Below are 18,255 nucleotides of genomic sequence, written 5' to 3'. Positions count from 1 at the left end.
GGGGTGTCGGCAAGTGTTGGGGGCAGTTGAATGATGTTTATCGTCCGCCAGGTGGCCTTGAAGGCAGATGGCAGCGAGATCGTCCGCCAGACCGAGGTCGCGGGCGAGGAGATCCTCATCGGCCGCAACGCCAGCAACGGCGTGCACTTGCCCGACCTCGCGGTGAACCCAGTCCACGCGCGCATGGTGCGACGCGGCGGCGAGCTAATCGTCACCGCCGAATCGGCGCAACCTTTCGATGTCGACGGGCGCAGCGTCGAATCGACCTCAATTGATGTGGCGCGCGGTGCCGAACTGCGTTTTGGCGGCCATATCATCGCGCTGGGCACCGAAGGCGATGCGATCACGCTGACCGTTCGCCGCGTCGAAGCGGTATCGGACAGCGCCGAGGACAAGGACGAGGCCGCGATCTATTCGCTGAAAGGTCTGCTGCCCGGCAAGCGGATGAGCGCCTGGGGCTTTGCGCTGCTGGTCCTCATCGCGTGCCTGGCCTGGCCGGTCTATACCTGGTCGAGCTACAAGGACCTGGCCTACAAGGAGAAAATCTCGCGGCCCGCCGGTTTTCATGCCGACACGATGTGGTCTTCGGGCAAGCTCAGCCTGGCGCACAAGACCCTCAAGAACGATTGCCAGTCGTGCCATGTCGATGCGTTCGTGTCCGTCCGCGACAATGCCTGCATGACCTGCCACCAGAAGGATGCAGGACCTCACGCCCCGATGGCGCGTCAGCTCGATGCACGTGGCGACCCCACCGGATTTGCCGCTTTCACCCGATTCGTTGCAGCCAGTTTCAACAAACCTGCGGGACGTTGTGTCGAATGTCACACCGAGCATGAGGGTGCGGGTGCTATGGAACCGACACAGCAGCGATTCTGCGCTGAATGTCACGACGGGATGAACACGCGCTTGACCGACACCAAACTCGGAAATGCCGCCGATTTCGGTAAGGCCCATCCGCAGTTCCAGGCGGCGGTGCTGGTGCGTCCGCTGGTCGGCGACGATGCCAAGGCGCCGCGCAAGCGCATCTCGCTCGACAGGAAGCCCAAGGAAAATAACGGCCTCAAGTTCCCGCACGACATGCATCTGAGCAAGACCAACGGCGTCGCGCAGATGGGACGGCGGCTCAGCGCCAAATACGGCTTTGGCGACGCGCTCGAGTGCAAGGATTGCCACGAGCCGGACAAGAACAATGTCGGCTTTGTCGAGGTTGACATGGAGAAGAGCTGTGCGATGTGCCACAGCTTGGCCTTCGACAAGATCGGCGACACCTATCGCACGCTGCGCCATGGCCAGCCCGAGCAGGTCAAGGCGGATCTGCGCGCCTTCTACCGCTCGACCCCGCCTGCACGCCCGATCAACCTGGGCAGCCTGGCACGCCAGCGCCCCGGCGTCGTGAACTCGCGGCGGACGGCGGCGGATTATGCGCGCGCGGTCAATTTCCGCGGCGGCCGGGCCGATCAGGCGATCCGTCAGGTCTTCAGCCGCGGCGGTGCCTGTTATGACTGTCATGTCGTGGTGCCCCCTTCGGGATCGGGCGGGCTCGATTTCCGTATTGCTCCGGTCGCGCAGACCAGTCGCTACATGCAGAAGGGCTGGTTCACGCACGACGCGCATGACAAGGAAGAGTGCACCAGCTGCCATCTCGCCGAAAAGTCGAGCGATGCATCCGACCTGTTACTGCCCGGAATCAAGGACTGCCGGACCTGTCATGTCGGCGAGACTGGCGCTTCGCTGATCAAGGTGAAGAAACCGGTCGAATCCACCTGCGCAATGTGTCACGATTACCATGCCGATAAGGGGGCGCCATGGCTGCTTCGCGAGCAAGACAAGAAGAAAAAGCGGCCAGAGATTACGGCCTCCATGGCGCATCCGGGAGGGGCAGCGGCGCGGCTGCGACGATAGCTGCCGCGCCTGAGCGCACAAAAGACAGGGGACCGGGTCGCACAATGCTGATAGCTCAGATCACCGATATTCATCTGGGCTTCGATCCGGATAATCCCGCCGAATTCAATCGCAAGCGGCTCGATCAGGTGATCGCCATGTTGCGCGATCTGGACCCGGTGCCCGATCTTCTGCTCGCCACCGGTGATCTGATCGATCGTGGTGACGAGGACAGCTATCGCCGGCTCAAGAATGCGTTTTCGGTCTGCCCGTTCCCGGTGCACATGTGCATGGGCAATCACGACCAGCGCGACACCTTTGCCTCGCAATTTCCCCACGTGCCAATGGTCGACGGCTTCGTGCAGTACGAGGTCGACGCGGGACCCATCCGGCTGCTGGTGCTCGATACGCTCGAAGAGGGGCGGCATGGCGGCGCGTTCTGCGAGATCCGCGCCGAATGGCTACGCGCGCGGCTCGCCGAACAGACCGATCGCCCCACGCTGATCGTCCAGCATCATCCGCCGATCGAGGTCGGCATCGAATGGATGAACACGCACCCCGAAGAGCCCTGGGTCGAGCGGTTGCGCGGATGCCTGGCGAACCGCCCCAATGTCATCGGCATGGTCTGCGGCCATGTCCACCGCGCGATCGTCAGCCAGTGGAACGGCTTTCCCGTCGCGATCTGTCCGTCGAGCGCGCCGCAGGTGGCGCTGGAGCTTGCACCGATCGATCCCGACCGGCCCGATGGCCGCAACATGATCATCGCCGATCCGCCTGCCTTCGCGCTGCACTGGTGGAACGGGCGCGAGCTGATCACGCATTACGAGACCGCCGACGAGCACGTGATGCTGGCGCGCTTCGACGAGAAGATGCAGCCCCTGGTGCGCAGCCTTCTGGCCGAGCGGCCCGCCTGATCGCGGCCCGGGCGGGGGCGGAGGGTCACGGCACCTTGCCGCCTGCGGACCCGGTGGCTATCTAGCGGCGATGACCATTGCACCGACCACGCTCGACCTGATTGGCAACACCCCGCTCGTGCGCCTGCACGGCCCCAGCGAGGCCGCCGGGTGCGACATCTTCGGCAAGTGCGAATACGCCAATCCCGGCGCGTCGGTGAAGGATCGTGCGGCGCTCTATATCGTGCGCGATGCCGAGGAGCGCGGAACGCTGCAGCCCGGCGGCACGATCGTCGAGGGCACGGCGGGCAATACCGGCATCGGCATCGCGCTGGTCGCCAATGCCAAGGGCTACAAGACGATCATCGTGATGCCCGAGACCCAGTCCAAGGAAAAGATGGACACGCTGCGCGCGCTGGGGGCGGAGCTGGTGCTCGTCCCGGCAGCGCCCTATGCCAATCCGGGCCATTTCGTGCACACCTCGCGCCGCCTGGCCGAAGAGACGCCCGGCGCGGTCTGGGCACAGCAATTCGACAATATCGCCAACCGTCGCGCGCATATCGAGGGCACGGCCGAGGAAATCTGGGCGCAGATGGACGGCCGGATCGATGGCTTTACCTGCGCGGCAGGCACTGGCGGCACCATCGCGGGCGTCGGCATGGGCCTCAAGGCGCACGACCCCAATGTCACGATTGCGCTCACCGATCCGCACGGTGCGGCCCTGTTCAATTATTATGCCAATGGCGAACTCAAGGCCGAAGGCTCGTCGGTTGCCGAAGGCATCGGCCAGGGGCGGATCACCGGCAATCTGGAAGATGCGCCGATCGACACGCAGTTCCGCATCTCGGACGAGGTCGGGATCTACTGGGTTCAGCGGCTGCTCAAGGAAGAGGGGCTGTGCCTGGGCCTTTCCTCGGGCATCAATGTCGCAGGTGCGGTCGAGCTGGGGCGGACACTCGGCCCGGGGTCGCGCGTGGTCACCATCCTGTGCGATACCGGGTTCCGCTATCTGTCCACGCTGTACAATCCCGAATGGCTGCGTGCCAAGGGATTGCCCGTCTTCCCCTGGCTGGCCGATTGACCTATACTGGCGCGATGGCCGCTGACAAAGCCCGCACGCCGGGGGGCAATCCCCTGATGCACCGATTGCAGATCGGCATCGGCGGCATCTTTGCCGTGCTGGTGATGGTCGCGCTCGCCGATATGCTGCTGCAACGCGCGGCCACCGAGGCTCCGGCGGAGAGCGCCAGTGTCGCCGAGCCCGGTGTCGCTGCGACCACCGCTCCGCCCGTCGTGCAGCCGCCCGCCGCCAGCGAACCGCTGGTCGATCTGGGCGTCGTCCCCGATCTTCCGGCAGAAGGCATACAGCATAGCGCGGGCGGGCAGACGCCGGTGGTCGGCGAGCTGCAGAACGCGCCGCAATCGGGTTCGCCCAGCCAGCCCCAGCAGTGATGCGCGCAGGGCACGCGCTCGCGGCGGCAAGCCTTGCGGTCACCGCCTGCGTCCCTGCCTCTTCCGAACAGCCGGCCCAGCGCGCTGAACCATCCCCGATCGTCCCCAGCCTGCCGCGACAGAAGATCGCGCTGATGAGCAGCCTGCCGCTGGTCTATGGCGCGGGGGTCGACATGGCGGACGTGATCGCGGGCAAGGCCGATCCGCACCCGCTGCATGCGGCGCTCGCCGCGGCGCATGATCTGGTCGTACCCGATGCCCTGGATGCCGCTGCGCTCAAGGATGTGCGGCTGGCCATATTGGTGCAACCGCGCGCGCTCGGCCCCGACGAATTGGTGGCGCTCGATGACTATGTGCGCGCTGGCGGCCGGCTGCTGCTGTTTGCCGATCCGCAGCTCGATTGGCCGCACGGGGTCGGGCTGGCCGATCCGCGCGGTCCGCAGCGCACGTCGCTGATCTCGCCCTTGCTCCGCCATTGGGGATTGGAGCTGCAAAATCCGGGAATCGAATCGGTCCGGCTGGGTGAATCGGGCGTGTTACTGGTCCATCCCGGGCAATTCGGGGTTCTGCTGGGGAAATCTGGGGACGGATCATGCCACCCGGCTTTCCACGCTTCGGTGGTCCGCTGCAGCATAGGCAAGGGGCGTGCGGTGATCGTTGCCGATGCCGATCTGCTCGATCCTCAAATCCTCGCAAACCGCGCCGTTTCCGGGGCCGCCAACCGCACGTTCATTCGCGATCTGCTGCTCGAACTGATGCAGGAGGACAGCGGATGATGCCAACTGCCCGAATATTTTCGGTTCACCCCGAATATGGAACATTGACCCCAATGTTACCGTTCTAGACCCAAAAAACCCCTTCCATCCCCAACTATCCCTTGTTATGAACCTCCTTAATCGGGGTTCAACCATCTGTGATTCCTTTCCGACCTGCGGCGCTAGCGCGGCGTGGGGGCCTGAGGACTTTGCCTGCGGAGCGACGGGCAAGGGCTGTTTGCAGGTCAGGCAAGGGTCAGGCGAACACCCCCGGCATGTCAGGGATACGCAAGGGCGCGGAAAAAGGGGTGAGTCGACCAAGTGGCGGAAATCAGTGCCTTTTTGGGTTCTGCATTGACCACCATCGACCCCAAGGGGCGGATGGCCATCCCGGCTGCCTTCCGCAATCCCATCATCGCAAACTCGAACGGCGAAAGCGCAGTCGTCTTCTCGTTCAACGCGCAGGGCCAGTGTCTCCAAGGCTATGGCACCGAGCGGCTGAACGCCTTGCTCGAACAGATGCGCCGCCGCGAGGAAATCGCCAACGAGACCGGCGAGGAATTCCGCACCGAACTCTTCGGTGGCCCCAGGTTCAATTCCACCTCGACGATCAGCTTCGACGGCAGCGGCCGTCTTATCCTGCCCAAGATGCTGGTGGCGATGGCGCGGATCGAGAAGCACGTGTTCTTCAGCGGCAACGGCACCGATTTCAGCGTCTGGGGCTACGAGCATCTGATGTCGCTCGACGACCCGCGTCTCGCCTCGCAGCAATTCAACGCGCGTTTCCTGATGGAAGAACTGGGAGGCAAGCGCTGATGGCCGCTGATTCTCCCGCGATGACGCACGACGCGCCGCACATTCCGGTGCTGCTCGCAGAGGTGCTCGAAGGCCTGGCGATCCTGCCGGGTGAAGTGCATGTCGACGCGACCTTCGGTGCAGGCGGATACAGCCGCGCGATGCTGGCCGCCGGTGCCCAGGTCCATGGCTTTGACCGCGATCCCGACGCGGTGGCCACCGGAGCTGCTTTGGCCGGGCAGAGCGAAGGCCGCTTCACCTTCCACGCCGGGCGCTTCTCGCAGCTGGCGCAGATGCTGCGCGCGGCAGGCGTGACCCAGGTCGATGGCATCGTCTTCGATATCGGCGTCTCGTCGATGCAGCTCGACCAGGCCGAGCGCGGCTTCTCGTTCCAGTCGGACGGTCCGCTCGACATGCGCATGGGCCAGGACGGCCTCAGTGCTGCCGATTTCGTCAACACCGCCGACGAAGGCGATATCGCCGATATCCTGTATCTCTATGGCGAGGAGCGTCAATCGCGCCGCATCGCCCGCGCCATCGTCGCCGCCCGTCCGTTGCAGAGGACGCTCGAGCTGGCGACGGTGGTGCGCAAGGCTCTGGGCTATCGCCCCGGCGCGCCGAAGGATCCGGCGACGCGCACCTTCCAGGCGATCCGCATCCATGTGAATGGCGAGCTGGACGAGCTGCGCGAGGGCCTGGTCGCGGCCGAGGCGATGCTCGCACCGGGCGGGCGGCTTGCCGTTGTCAGCTTCCACAGCCTGGAAGACCGCATCGTCAAGCGCTTCCTCAAGGCGCGCAGCGGCGGCGAGGGCGCAGGATCGCGTCACCTGCCCGACAATCCCGGCCAGCGCCGGACCCCCAGTTTCGAGAAACCCGCCAGACCGACCCGGGCGGGCGAGGCCGAATGCGCGCGTAACCCCCGCGCGCGTTCGGCCACCTTGCGGGTTGCAGTCCGTAGCGATGCCCCGGCCTGGGGCGCGCATGACGATGCGGAAAGGCAGGCGGCATGATCCTGGCAGTCAAGCGCCTCAAGACCATCGGCTGGATCGCGCTGATCTTCATCGTCGCGATCGCGCTCTATCCGCTCTCGCTCAGCGTCGCGACGCTGCGCAGCGACCTCACGCGCACCGAGCGCGACATCCTGCGCACCCGCGCCGAGATACGCTATCTGGAAACCGAATTCGCCACCCGCGCGAGCCTTGCCCAGCTCGCGATGTGGAACGACCTCGAATATGGCTATGAGGCGCCCAGCGCCGCTCAGTATCTCGATGGCGAGCGCGAACTGGCCAATCTGGGCGAGATCGACAAGCCGCTCGACGAGCCGGTGCGGGTCGCCGCGATGACGATCAAGCCGCAGGCCGAACCTACGCCGATCAAGCCCGCCGAGCTTGCTGCCAACACGGTCAAGACGCCCGAGCCGCTCTCGGTCTCGGCGAGCGTCGCCATCATCAGCCCGGCGCGCGCTGCGACATCGGCGACCGCACCCAAGGCCGCAAAGGCGGGCGAGGAAAAGGGCTCGGGCCGTCGTCTGCTCGATGACCGGCTGCTCGACCGGATCAACAAACAGGCCGATGCCGAACTGAAGAAGACGGGGGGTCAATGACCGCGCTTGCATCCGGAAGTCACAGGGTTCGTCTGGCCAGCAAGCGCCAGCATCTCACGCTCACCGCGCAGGTCCGCCTGGTCGCGGTGCTCGCGTTGTTTGGCCTCGGCGTCGGCGCGATCCTCCTGCGGTTGACGTTTATCGGCGTGTTCGGCGAACAGGCCCAGGCCGCGACGCGCGGCGCGCTGGTCGATCCGGGGCGGGGCGATATCGTTGATCGCAATGGGGTGCCGCTGGCGCGCACGATCGATGGCTATGCCATCCGCGTGGTGCCGTCGAAGCTGATCGGCAACCGCAAGGTGCTCGCCGCCAAGCTGGCGGAAATCTTCCCCGACACATCCGAGCAGCGCTTCCTCAAGCTGCTCAGCCGCACCAAGCCCACCTATCTGCGCCACCGCGCGATTCCGGAAGAGGTCAATCGCGTCCACGCGCTGGGCGAGGTCGGCATCGAGTTCCCACGCGAGAAGGAGCGCTTCTATCCGCAGCTGCAACTCGCGGCGCATGTCCTCGGCTATGTCCATCCCGATGGCCATGGTGTCTCGGGCATGGAGCGCGCGATGGACCAGGAGCTGCTCGATCCGAAGAAGCGGCTCACGCCCTCGGCATTGTCGATCGACATCCGCGTCCAGGCGGCGCTGGAGGACGAACTCGGCAAGGGCATGAAGGCCTATGATGCCAAGGCCGCAGCCGGGATCGTGCTCGATGTCGAGACCGGCGAAGTGATGGCGATGACCTCGCTGCCCAGTTTCAACCCCAACCAGTTCAACGCCAATAGCGTGGCGTTCGAAGCCAACCAGGTCACTTATCGCTTCTTCGAGCTGGGTTCGACCTTCAAGCCGCTGACCGTCGCGGCCGCGATCGATGCGGGCACGGTGACCAGCATGGCGCGCCGATATGACGCCAGCCGGCCGCTCAGGGTCGCAGGTTTCCAGATCCGCGATTCCCACTCGTCGGGCCGCTGGCTCAACGTGCCCGAAACGCTGGTGCACAGCTCCAACATCGTCACCGCCCAGATTGCCGACGAGCTGGGTCCGGAACGGCTGCAGGCAGTGATGCGCAAGCTGCATTTCGATCGCCAGGCCGATATCAACCTGCGCGAGCGCGCCAAGCCGCTCTGGCCGTCGCAATGGGGACGGTTGACCAACATGACCGTCAGCTACGGCCATGGCATCGCGGTGACGCCGCTGCATCTCGCCTCGGCTTATGCGGCGATGGTCAATGGCGGGCTGTACCGTCCTGCGACGCTGATGAAGCTCAATCCCGCCGACGTGCCGCGGGGCGAGCGCGTGTTCAAGGCCTCGACCAGCGCGCGGATGAACCAGCTGCTGCGCATGATCGTGCGCGATGGCACGGGTCGCAAGGCCGAGGCCCCGGGCTTCCGCGTCGGCGGCAAGACCGGCTCTGCCGAAAAGCCGGGCGCAGGCGGCTACAAGCGCAGCTCGGTGGTCGCGACCTTCGCTGCCGCCTTCCCGATGGACAAGCCGCGCTATGTCGTCATCGTGATGATCGACGAGCCCTCGGGCAACCAGGCGTCGTCCTTCCAGCGCACCGCAGGCTGGACCGCCGCGCCGGTGGTGGCCAAGCTGGTTCCGCGGATCGGCCCGATGCTGGGCGTCATCCCTGACGACAGGCGCGATGTCGATGTGTCCGAACTGATGCCGCTGCTGTGGAAGGCGCCGGGCAAGAAATCGGACGATCCGGTATAGGCAATTATACACAGGCGCCGCGATGCAGGGGGTTGCATCTGAAGCGGCGAAACATAGAGGAGGCGGGGATTTTCAGGGTCGGCAAAAGGGACGTGCAATGAAATTGGGTGAACTGGCTTCGGGTCTTTCCGGCGACGATGCGGCGCGGACTGTCACCGGATTTGCCATCGATCACCGCAAGGTCGCACCCGGCACCGTCTTCGGTGCCTTTGCCGGTGCCCGTTTCAACGGCGAGGATTTCATCGCCGATGCCGTTGCTGCCGGCGCCATCGCCATTGTCGCTGCGCCCAGTGCGAAGGTCGAGGGCGCGGTGCACATCGCCGACGCCAATCCCCGCCGCGCCTTTGCCCAGATCGCCGCGCGCTTCTTCACTCCCGTGCCCGCGCATGTCGCTGCCGTCACCGGCACCAACGGCAAGACCTCGACCGCCGAGATGACCCGGCAGCTCTGGCGCATGGCCGGGCACAACGCTGCCTCGATCGGGACGCTCGGCGTCACCACCTCGGTCGATCAGGCGTCCACCGGGCTCACTACGCCCGATATCGTGACGTTCCTCGGCAACATGTCCGGCCTGGCGCGCGAGGGCGTGACCCATGCGATCTTCGAGGCCTCGAGCCACGGCCTGTCGCAGTTCCGCACCGAAGGACTGCCGGTCCAGGTGGGCGCCTTCACCAATCTCAGCCGCGATCATCTCGATTATCACGGCACGATGGAGGCCTATTTCGAGGCCAAGATGCGGTTGATCGACGAGGTCGTGTCCGAGGACGGCCATTTCGTCGTCTGGGCCGATGACGAATGGTCGGCACGCGTGATCGATCGCGTCAACGCGCGCGGGCTCAAGCTGATGACGGTGGGCGAGGGCGGCGAGGCGATCACGCTCGTAAGCCGCACCCCGACCCAGCTCGGCCAGCAACTGGTGCTCGAGCATGATGGGAAGCAGGTGAAGGTCAACCTGCCGCTGATCGGCGCCTATCAGGCGGCCAATGCGTTGGTGTCCGCCGGCATCGTCATCGCATCGGGTGGCACGCCGGCGCAGGTGTTCGACCATATGGCGCGGCTGCAGCCGGTTCGCGGACGGCTCGAGCGCGCGGTCATCACCCGCGAAGGCGCGCCGGTCTATGTCGATTATGCCCACACCCCCGATGGTCTGGTCGCCGCGATTGCCGCACTGCGCCCGCATGTCTCGGGCAGGCTGATCACATTGTTCGGTGCGGGCGGCGACCGCGATGCCGGCAAGCGCCCCGAAATGGGCAAGGTGGCGGCCGAGCTGTCCGATGTCGTCATCGTCACCGACGACAATCCGCGCTCCGAGGACCCCGCCAGCATCCGCGCCGCGATCATGGCCGCGGCGCCCGGTGCGACCGAGATCGGCGGACGGCGCGAGGCGATTGCCGCTGCCATCGCCATGGCGGGCAAGGACGATATCGTGCTGCTCGCCGGGAAAGGCCATGAGCAAGGTCAGATCGTCGGAGACCGTGTGCTGCCGTTCGACGACGTCCAGGTTGCGCGGGAGTGCGCCGCGTGAGCCTCTGGACGTCCTCCGAGCTCGCGAAGGCAACTGGCGGCACCGCCTCGGCGGAGTTCGAGGTGACCGGCGTCGCGTTCGATTCCCGCGAAATCCAGCCGGGCGACCTGTTCATCGCGATGCGCGGCGAGGCGACCGACGGGCATCTGTTCATCGACCGCGCGATGGCGGCAGGCGCGGCGGGCGTGATCTGCGAGCAGCCGGTCGATCACCCGCATGTGCTGGTGGCGGATAGCGCCGCCGCGCTCACCGCGCTAGGGCATGCCGCGCGCGCGCGGACCGGCGCGACGGTCATCGGCGTGACCGGATCGGCGGGCAAGACCAGCACCAAGGAGGCGCTGTTCCACGCGCTCGACCGGATGGCCCCGGGCGCAGTGCATCGCTCGGTCAAGAGCTACAACAACCATGTCGGCGTGCCCTTGAGCCTGGCACGCATGCCGCGCGACGCCCGGTTCGGCGTGTTCGAGATGGGCATGAACCATGCGGGCGAGCTGGCCGAACTGACCCGCATCGTCCGCCCGCATATCGCGATGATCACGACGATCGCGCCTGCCCATATCGGCAATTTCAGCAATGGCGAGGAAGGTATTGCCGATGCCAAGGCCGAGATCTTCCAGGGTCTTGAGCCCGGCGGTACCGCGATCGTGCCGCACAACAACCGCCATTATCCGCGCCTCTATGCCGCTGCGCAGGCATGCGCCCATGTCATCCGCCGCTTCGGCAGCCAGCCGGACAGCGAAACCCGGCTGATCGATGCGATCCGCGCGCCCGAAGGCGGATCGCTGGTCACTGCCGAGATCGGCGAGGCGCGGCTGTGCTTCCGCGTCTCCGCGCCGGGCGAGCACTGGGTGATGAACGCGCTCGCGGTAATGACCGCGGTCGACGCGGCAGGCGGCGATCTGGCGGTGGCTGGCCTCGCGCTCGCCGATCTGCCTGGCATGTCGGGTCGCGGCGAGCGTGTGCAGGTTGCGACGCCCGATGGCGGCAGTGCGCTGCTGATCGATGAGGCCTATAACGCCAACCCAGCCTCGATGGCGGCGACGCTGGCACTGCTCGGACAGGAACAGGCCAGCCGCCGCATCGCCGTACTCGGTGCGATGAAGGAGCTCGGCGAGACCTCGGACAGCTATCATGCAGGGCTCGCCGCGCCGATCCTCGCGGCCAAGGTCGATCATGTCATTCTGGTCGGCGACGAAATGGCACCCTTGGCCGATGTACTCGCCAATTCGCTTGAGTGGCGGGGCACAATCGCGCATGTGCCCGCCGCCGATGCGGCGCTGAACGCGCTGACGGCCATTTTGGGCGATGGCGATGCCCTGCTCGTCAAGGGGTCCAATTCCGTGGGATTGTCCGCACTGGTGCGCGCGCTGGCAGCATCGCCGGCCGCATCCGCCGTGTCGCGGGAGGGGGTTTGATGCTGTATCTGCTGGCGCAATATCTGGAATTTGAAGGGCCGCTCAACCTCATCCGCTATCTGAGCTTCCGCTCGGGCGCGGCGATCGTCACCGCGCTGTTCATCGGCCTGATCATCGGCCCGCGCTTCATCCTGATGCTGCGCATGCGCCAGGGCAAGGGTCAGCCGATCCGCCTCGACGGCCCGCAGACGCACCTCGCCAAGCGCGGCACCCCGACCATGGGCGGGCTGATGATCCTGATTTCGCTCACCATTTCGGTGCTGCTGTGGATGGACCTGACCAACGTTTTCGTCTGGGCGTGCCTGTGCGTGACGCTGGGCTTCGGGCTGATCGGGTTCCTCGACGATTTCGACAAGGTGCGCAAGGCGAGCCACAAGGGCGTGTCGGGCAAGGTGCGGTTGCTGGGCGAGTTCCTGATCGCCGGCGTGGCGAGCTGGGTCATCCTGGGTCAGACCGGAACCTTGCTCTATGTGCCCTTCATCAACTATCCGCCGTTCGACCTGGGGCTGTTCTACATCCCGTTCGCCGCGTTCACCATCGTGGCTTTCGGCAATGCGGTGAACCTGACCGACGGGCTCGACGGCCTTGCCACCTTCCCGGTGGTGATCGCGAGCCTCGCGTTCCTGCTGATCGTCTACATGGTCGGCAACGCCAAGTTTGCAGCATATCTGGGCATTCCGCACGTGCCGGGCGCGGGTGACCTGGCCATCTATTGCGGCTGCATCATCGGCGCGTGCCTTGCCTTTCTGTGGTTCAACGCGCCTCCTGCCGCCGTGTTCATGGGCGATACCGGCTCGCTGGCGCTGGGCGGCGCGCTCGGCGCGATCGCGGTCGCGGCGCACCATGAAATCGTTCTCGGTATCGTCGGCGGCTTGTTCGTGGTCGAGGCGATGTCGGTGATCATCCAGGTGTTCTTCTTCAAGCGCACCGGCAAGCGCGTGTTCCGCATGGCGCCGATCCACCACCATTTCGAGCAATTGGGATGGGCGGAATCGACCGTTGTCGTGCGCTTCTGGATCATCTCGCTGGTGCTCGCGCTGGCCGGTCTTGCGACGCTGAAGATCCGGTGATCACGTCGCCCGCCTTTGCCGCGAAACGCTATTGCATCCTGGGCCTGGCGCGCTCGGGCCTGGCGACGCTCGATGCGCTGATGGCATCGGGTGCCGAGTGCACCGTATGGGACAATCGCGACGAAGCGCGCGAGACGGCGGTGTCGCACCACCCCGAGGTGCGGATCGGCGATCCGATGGAGATCGACCTCCAAGGGTTCGATGGCCTTATCGTTTCCCCCGGCGTGCCGCTCAACCGCCATCCGGTGGCCGATCGCGCGCGCGCTGCGGGCGTTCCGATCATCGGCGATATCGAATTGTTCGCGCTCGCCCGGGCGAGCCTGCCGCCGCACCGCGTGGTGGGCATTACCGGCACCAACGGCAAGTCGACCACCACTGCGCTGATCCACCACATCATCCGCGAGGCGGGCGTGCCGACGATCATGGGCGGCAATATCGGCCTGCCCATCTTGTCGCAGCCGCCGCTTCCCGAAGGCGGGATCTATGTGCTGGAACTGTCGAGCTATCAGATCGACCTGACCTACAGCCTCGATTGCAATGTCGCGGTGCTGCTCAACATCACGCCCGATCATCTTGACCGCTATGAGGGCTTTGCCGGTTACTGCGCCGCCAAGGCGCGGCTGTTTGCGATGCAGCATGATCCTGAGCATGTCGCGGTGATCGCCACCGATGACGAGCCGACCCGCGGCATCGCTGCGACGCTGACCGACCCGATCGAGGTTCACGCAGCCGATATCTTGGCCGAAGACCAGCGCGCCTGGCCCGCATTGCAGGGCCCGCACAACGCGCAGAATGTCGCGGTCGCGCTGGCAGCTGTCGATGCGCTGGGGCTCGACAAGGCGCGCAGCCGCGCGGCGCTCGCCACCTATTCCAGCCTGCCGCACCGCATGGAGCGCACCGCCGAGCATCGCGGCGTGCTCTATGTCAACGACAGCAAGGCGACTAATCCGGCCTCGACCGCGCCTGCGCTGGGGGCCTATCCGCGCATCCACTGGATCGTCGGCGGCCTCCCCAAGGGCGACAGCCTCGACGAATGCGCGCCGCATTTCGATCATGTCGTTCACGCCTATACCATCGGCGAGGCCGGGCCGGTGTTCGCGGACCAGCTCGAAAAGGTCATGCCGGTGACCCGTGCCGAGCTGATGGCGAACGCGGTGCGCAGCGCGATGGCCAATGCGAAGCCGGGCGAGGTGGTGCTGCTGTCGCCGGCCTGTGCCTCGTTCGACCAGTTCCGCGATTTCGAGGCGCGCGGCGACTGCTTCCGCAAGATCGTCGATGCGCTGATTGCCGAAGATGCGAACCACGAGGAGGATGCCGAGCGATGAGTGATCTTGCTGCCACCGCCCCCGCAACCGGTCTTTCGGGCAAGCGCGCGTACAAGCTGCCGCGCAATCTCGGGCGCAGGCTGGGCCGCAGCGACCGGTCGCAGCTGGCGATCTGGTTCTGGGAACTGGACCGCGTGCTGCTGGCAATGATCATGATGCTGATCGCCATCGGCCTGATCGCGGTGCAGGCGGCATCGCCCGCGACCGCGCGCCGCCTTTCGACCGCGACCGAGACGCTGAGCCCGCTCTACTTCTTCTACCGCCAGCTTGGTTGGGTGATCGTCAGCCTGGGCTTCATGTTCGTGGTCTCGATGCTGCCCAAGCGCGAGGCGCGCCGCCTGGCGATCATCATGGCGTGCGTATTCTTCGTGCTGCTCGCCCTGGTGCCGATCTTCGGCAATGCCGTGAACGGGTCGAAGCGCTGGATCGGCTATGGCATCGGCATCCAGCCGTCCGAATTCCTGAAACCCGCCTATGCGGTGACCATGGGCTGGATCATCTCGCTGCGCGTCAAGGACCCGAGCCTGCCAGTGCTCAAGCTGTCGATGGCGATCACCGCGTGTATCGCGGTGCTGCTGATGCGCCAGCCGGACCTTGGCCAGACGATCATGTTCATCGGCATCTGGTTCACGCTGATGCTGCTGGCTGGCCTGCCGATGCAGGTGGTCGGCCTTGGTGTCGGTGCGGGCGCGGTGGGCATGACGCTCGCCTATTTCTTCTATCCGGTGGCGACGCAGCGCATCAACGGCTGGCTGTTCGGCGCGGGCGAGTATGACCATGTGATGTTCGCGCACAAGACGCTGACCGGCGGTGGGCTGATCGGCACCGGACCGGGCCTGGGCGTGCACAAGTTCAACCTGCCCGAGGCGCATACCGATTATATCTTCTCGGTCATCGGCGAGGAGTTCGGCCTGCTCGCCTGCGCCGCCATCGCTCTGGTCTATTTTGCGATCATCGTGCGCATCTGCATGCGGCTGCTCGACGAGCGCGACCTGTTCACCATCCTCGCGGTGACGGGCCTTACCGCGCAGCTCGGCGGGCAGGCGTTCATCAACATCGCGGTGAACCTGCAATTGTTCCCCTCCAAGGGCATGACGCTGCCGTTCATCAGCTATGGCGGCTCTTCGATGATCGCGCTCGGCATCGGCGCGGGCTTGCTGCTGTCGCTCACCCGGCGTAACCCGTTCGAAGACCGCAGCCTGCTCGGACCGGACTGGAAGAACTGATGACCATCTCACGCCATTATGTGCTCGCCGCAGGCGGCACCGGCGGACATTTGATTCCGGCCTATGCGCTTGCGCGCGAATTGCAGCAGCGCGGGCATCATATCGCGCTGGTGACCGACGAGCGCGGCGCGAAGATCCCCGGAATTTTCGAGGGCGATCAGGTGCACATTCTGCCGCCCGGACGCATCGCGGGCGGGCCGATCGGCTGGCTCCGCGGCATGAGGGGCATCTGGGCGGGCCGCTCCATGGCGCTCAACCTGTTCGAGAATTTCCAGCCGAGCGCGGTCATCGGTTTCGGCGGCTACCCCGCGCTGCCGACGCTGCTCGCGGCGCAGAAGGCGCGCATCCCGACGATCATCCACGAGCAGAATGCGGTGCTGGGGCGGGTCAACCGCTTCATGGCAGGCCGGGTCAACGCGATTGCCACTGCGTACAAGCAGGTCGACCGGCTGAACCCCAGGCTCAAGGATCGCGTTCATCTGGTCGGCAATCCGGTGCGCGACGCGGTGCTCGGCTTGCGCGGCGAGAATTACCCGCCGCTGTTGGAGGATGGCGTGTTCCGCGTGCTCGTCACCGGGGGGAGCCAGGGCGCGCGGGTGCTGTCCGAAGTCGTGCCCGATGGCCTGGCGATGCTGCCGGTCAATCTGCGCCGCCGCCTCCAGGTGGTCCAGCAGTGCCGCGAGGAGGATATCGAGGGCGTCCGCGCCAAATATGCCGAGCATGGCATTCCGGCGGAACTCGCCACCTATATGAACGACCTGCCCGAAAAGCTCGGCTGGTCGCACCTGTTCATCGGCCGTGCGGGCGCATCGACGATCGCCGAGCTGACGGTTGCTGGCCGCCCGGCGATCCTGGTGCCGCTGCCGATTGCCACCGACGACCACCAGACCGCCAATGCGCGCGAGATGGTCAAGGCCGGCGGCGCGCGCTCGATCCGGCAGGAGGCTTTCACGCCCAAGGAACTCGCCAAGCAGATCCAGAAGATGGCGCTCGACCCGCAGGCGCTCGAGAATGCGGCGCTTGCCGCGCACAAATGCGGTTACCCTAATGCGGTGCGCGATCTCGCCGATCTCGTCGAGAGCTTCGGCGCCGCGCCGCTCGCAGACATTATTCGCGTGGCTCCCGCCGCCAAGGGCCAGGCCCTGGGCGGCGAGGCCCTGGCCCGCGAAGCTGAAGGACAGGAAGCATGAAGGGCGTCGGAATCGACATCGGTACCATCCATTTCATCGGCATCGGCGGCATCGGCATGTCGGGCATTGCCGAGGTGATGCACAATCTGGGTTACAAGGTGCAAGGGTCGGACATTGCCGAAAGCTATGTCGTCGAGGGCCTGCGCAAGCGCGGCATCAAGGTGATGATCGGGCACAAGGCGGAAAATCTGGGCGACGCTGCGGTGGTCGTAACCTCGACCGCGATCAAGCGCGGCAATCCCGAAGTCGATCTGGCGCTCGAGAACCGCGTCCCTGTCGTCCGCCGCGCCGAGATGCTGGCCGAGCTGATGCGGCTCAAGTCCACCGTCGCGGTCGCCGGCACGCACGGCAAGACCACGACCACCTCGATGATCGCGGCGATGCTCGACGCAGGCGGCATCGACCCCACCGTGATCAACGGCGGCATCATCAACAATTACGGATCGAACGCGCGCCTCGGCGACAGCGAATGGATGGTGGTCGAGGCCGACGAGAGCGACGGCAGCTTCCTGAGGCTCGACGGCACGATCGCGGTCGTCACCAATATCGATCCCGAGCATCTCGACCATTATGGCAGCTTCGACCGGGTCAAGGACGCCTTTGTCGAGTTCGTCCAGAACGTGCCCTTCTATGGCGCGGCGATCCTGTGCCTCGACCATCCCGAGGTCCAGGCGATCCTGCCGCGTGTCAAGGACCGGCGCGTGGTGACCTATGGTTTTTCCGCCCAGGCCGATGTGCGCGGCGACAATGTCGTCTCGATCCCCGGCGGCAACCGCTTCGACGTGACCGTGCGCGAGCGCGACGGCTCCACCCGCCAGATCACGGGCATCGAACTCCCCATGCCGGGCCGCCACAATGTGCAGAACGCCATCGCCGCGATCGCGGTCGGGCTGCAGATGGGCATGGCGGACGCCGATATCGTCACCGGCTTTGCCAAGTTCGGCGGGGTCAAGCGCCGCTTCACCAAGGTGGGCGAAGTCGATGGTGTGACGATCATCGACGATTACGGCCATCACCCGGTGGAAATCCGCGCGGTGCTGGCGGCGGCGCGCGAGGGGGTCAAGAACCGCATCATCGCGGTGGTCCAGCCGCACCGATATTCGCGTCTGGGCGATCTGATGGACGAGTTCCAGCAGGCGTTCAACGATGCTGATATCGTCTATGTCGCGCCGGTCTATGCGGCGGGCGAGGAGCCGGTCGAGGGCGTGAGCGCCGAAACGCTGGCGAGCGGCCTCAAGCAGCGCGGCCATCGCCAGGCGCGTACGATCACCGGGCCGGACGAGCTGGCCGATCTGCTGGCGGCCGAGGCGCAGGACGGCGACATGGTCATCTGCCTGGGCGCAGGCGATATCACGAAATGGGCGGCGGGCCTGGCTGCGGCGATTGGTTCGCGGAGAGTGCCTGCGTGATTTCAACCGC

At 65.7% G+C, this 18,255-nt stretch carries 16 protein-coding genes; all 16 read left to right on the top strand.

Annotation, left to right across the window (positions count from 1 at the left end):
• The first annotated feature begins 30 nt into the window (after window positions 1–30).
• The 16 genes from AX725_RS09915 (at window position 31) to murC (ending at window position 18,245) form a co-directional block, all read left to right on the top strand.
• A complete protein-coding gene (locus AX725_RS09915; RefSeq protein ID WP_060978553.1) occupies window positions 31–1,902 on the top strand; it encodes a cytochrome c3 family protein in 1,872 nt (623 codons plus the stop codon).
• Between the two features lie 44 nt (window positions 1,903–1,946).
• On the top strand, window positions 1,947–2,795 hold the full coding sequence (locus AX725_RS09910) for a phosphodiesterase (protein ID WP_060978554.1): 849 nt from the start codon (window positions 1,947–1,949) through the stop codon (window positions 2,793–2,795).
• A gap of 70 nt (window positions 2,796–2,865) precedes the next feature.
• Window positions 2,866–3,855 carry a cysteine synthase A gene (locus tag AX725_RS09905; protein ID WP_060978555.1) on the top strand — a complete coding sequence of 330 codons (990 nt, stop codon included), beginning with the start codon at window positions 2,866–2,868 and terminating at the stop codon, window positions 3,853–3,855.
• A 56-nt stretch (window positions 3,856–3,911) separates the two neighbouring features.
• On the top strand, window positions 3,912–4,226 hold the full coding sequence (locus AX725_RS09900) for a hypothetical protein (RefSeq protein ID WP_066209114.1): 315 nt from the start codon (window positions 3,912–3,914) through the stop codon (window positions 4,224–4,226).
• A gap of 134 nt (window positions 4,227–4,360) precedes the next feature.
• Entirely contained in the window at window positions 4,361–5,002 is a 642-nt protein-coding gene (locus tag AX725_RS09895) for a Gldg family protein (protein WP_167348209.1), read from the top strand.
• A gap of 333 nt (window positions 5,003–5,335) precedes the next feature.
• Complete coding sequence (locus tag AX725_RS09890) at window positions 5,336–5,797, top strand: division/cell wall cluster transcriptional repressor MraZ (RefSeq protein WP_060978558.1); 462 nt, start codon at window positions 5,336–5,338, stop codon at window positions 5,795–5,797.
• Between the two features lie 20 nt (window positions 5,798–5,817).
• Window positions 5,818–6,786, top strand: a complete 969-nt coding sequence (gene rsmH / locus AX725_RS09885) for a 16S rRNA (cytosine(1402)-N(4))-methyltransferase RsmH (RefSeq protein ID WP_060978584.1) — start codon at window positions 5,818–5,820, stop codon at window positions 6,784–6,786.
• On the top strand, window positions 6,783–7,379 hold the full coding sequence (locus tag AX725_RS09880) for a hypothetical protein (RefSeq protein WP_060978559.1): 597 nt from the start codon (window positions 6,783–6,785) through the stop codon (window positions 7,377–7,379). The genes rsmH and AX725_RS09880 overlap by 4 nt, the downstream gene beginning before the upstream one ends.
• Window positions 7,376–9,085 carry a peptidoglycan D,D-transpeptidase FtsI family protein gene (locus AX725_RS09875; RefSeq protein ID WP_060978560.1) on the top strand — a complete coding sequence of 570 codons (1,710 nt, stop codon included), beginning with the start codon at window positions 7,376–7,378 and terminating at the stop codon, window positions 9,083–9,085. Before AX725_RS09880 ends, AX725_RS09875 begins: the two co-directional genes overlap by 4 nt.
• A gap of 97 nt (window positions 9,086–9,182) precedes the next feature.
• Window positions 9,183–10,610 carry a UDP-N-acetylmuramoyl-L-alanyl-D-glutamate--2,6-diaminopimelate ligase gene (locus tag AX725_RS09870; RefSeq protein WP_060978561.1) on the top strand — a complete coding sequence of 476 codons (1,428 nt, stop codon included), beginning with the start codon at window positions 9,183–9,185 and terminating at the stop codon, window positions 10,608–10,610.
• The gene (locus tag AX725_RS09865) at window positions 10,607–12,025 is read left to right on the top strand and encodes a UDP-N-acetylmuramoyl-tripeptide--D-alanyl-D-alanine ligase (RefSeq protein ID WP_060978585.1); all 1,419 of its coding nucleotides are present in this window, start codon (window positions 10,607–10,609) and stop codon (window positions 12,023–12,025) included. The genes AX725_RS09870 and AX725_RS09865 overlap by 4 nt, the downstream gene beginning before the upstream one ends.
• A complete protein-coding gene (gene mraY, locus AX725_RS09860; protein WP_060978562.1) occupies window positions 12,025–13,095 on the top strand; it encodes a phospho-N-acetylmuramoyl-pentapeptide-transferase in 1,071 nt (356 codons plus the stop codon). The genes AX725_RS09865 and mraY overlap by 1 nt, the downstream gene beginning before the upstream one ends.
• Window positions 13,092–14,420, top strand: coding sequence for a UDP-N-acetylmuramoyl-L-alanine--D-glutamate ligase (gene murD, locus AX725_RS09855; protein WP_060978563.1), 1,329 nt, complete (start codon window positions 13,092–13,094; stop codon window positions 14,418–14,420). The genes mraY and murD overlap by 4 nt, the downstream gene beginning before the upstream one ends.
• Window positions 14,417–15,646, top strand: a complete 1,230-nt coding sequence (locus AX725_RS09850; protein ID WP_208597939.1) for an FtsW/RodA/SpoVE family cell cycle protein — start codon at window positions 14,417–14,419, stop codon at window positions 15,644–15,646. The genes murD and AX725_RS09850 overlap by 4 nt, the downstream gene beginning before the upstream one ends.
• Window positions 15,646–16,836: an undecaprenyldiphospho-muramoylpentapeptide beta-N-acetylglucosaminyltransferase gene (gene murG / locus AX725_RS09845; protein WP_060978564.1), complete on the top strand. Its 1,191-nt coding sequence runs from the start codon at window positions 15,646–15,648 to the stop codon at window positions 16,834–16,836. The genes AX725_RS09850 and murG overlap by 1 nt, the downstream gene beginning before the upstream one ends.
• Window positions 16,833–18,245 (top strand): UDP-N-acetylmuramate--L-alanine ligase, encoded by a 1,413-nt coding sequence (murC, locus tag AX725_RS09840; RefSeq protein ID WP_060978565.1) that lies wholly within the window; start codon window positions 16,833–16,835, stop codon window positions 18,243–18,245. The genes murG and murC overlap by 4 nt, the downstream gene beginning before the upstream one ends.
• Window positions 18,246–18,255: the final 10 nt, after the last annotated feature.

Origin of the sequence: Blastomonas sp. CCH9-A1 (genome assembly GCF_001557175.1) — a bacterium.
Lineage (GTDB): Bacteria > Pseudomonadota > Alphaproteobacteria > Sphingomonadales > Sphingomonadaceae > Blastomonas > Blastomonas delafieldii_A.
Note: the sequence above shows the minus strand (reverse complement) of the source record. Positions and strands in the feature narration are given on the sequence as shown.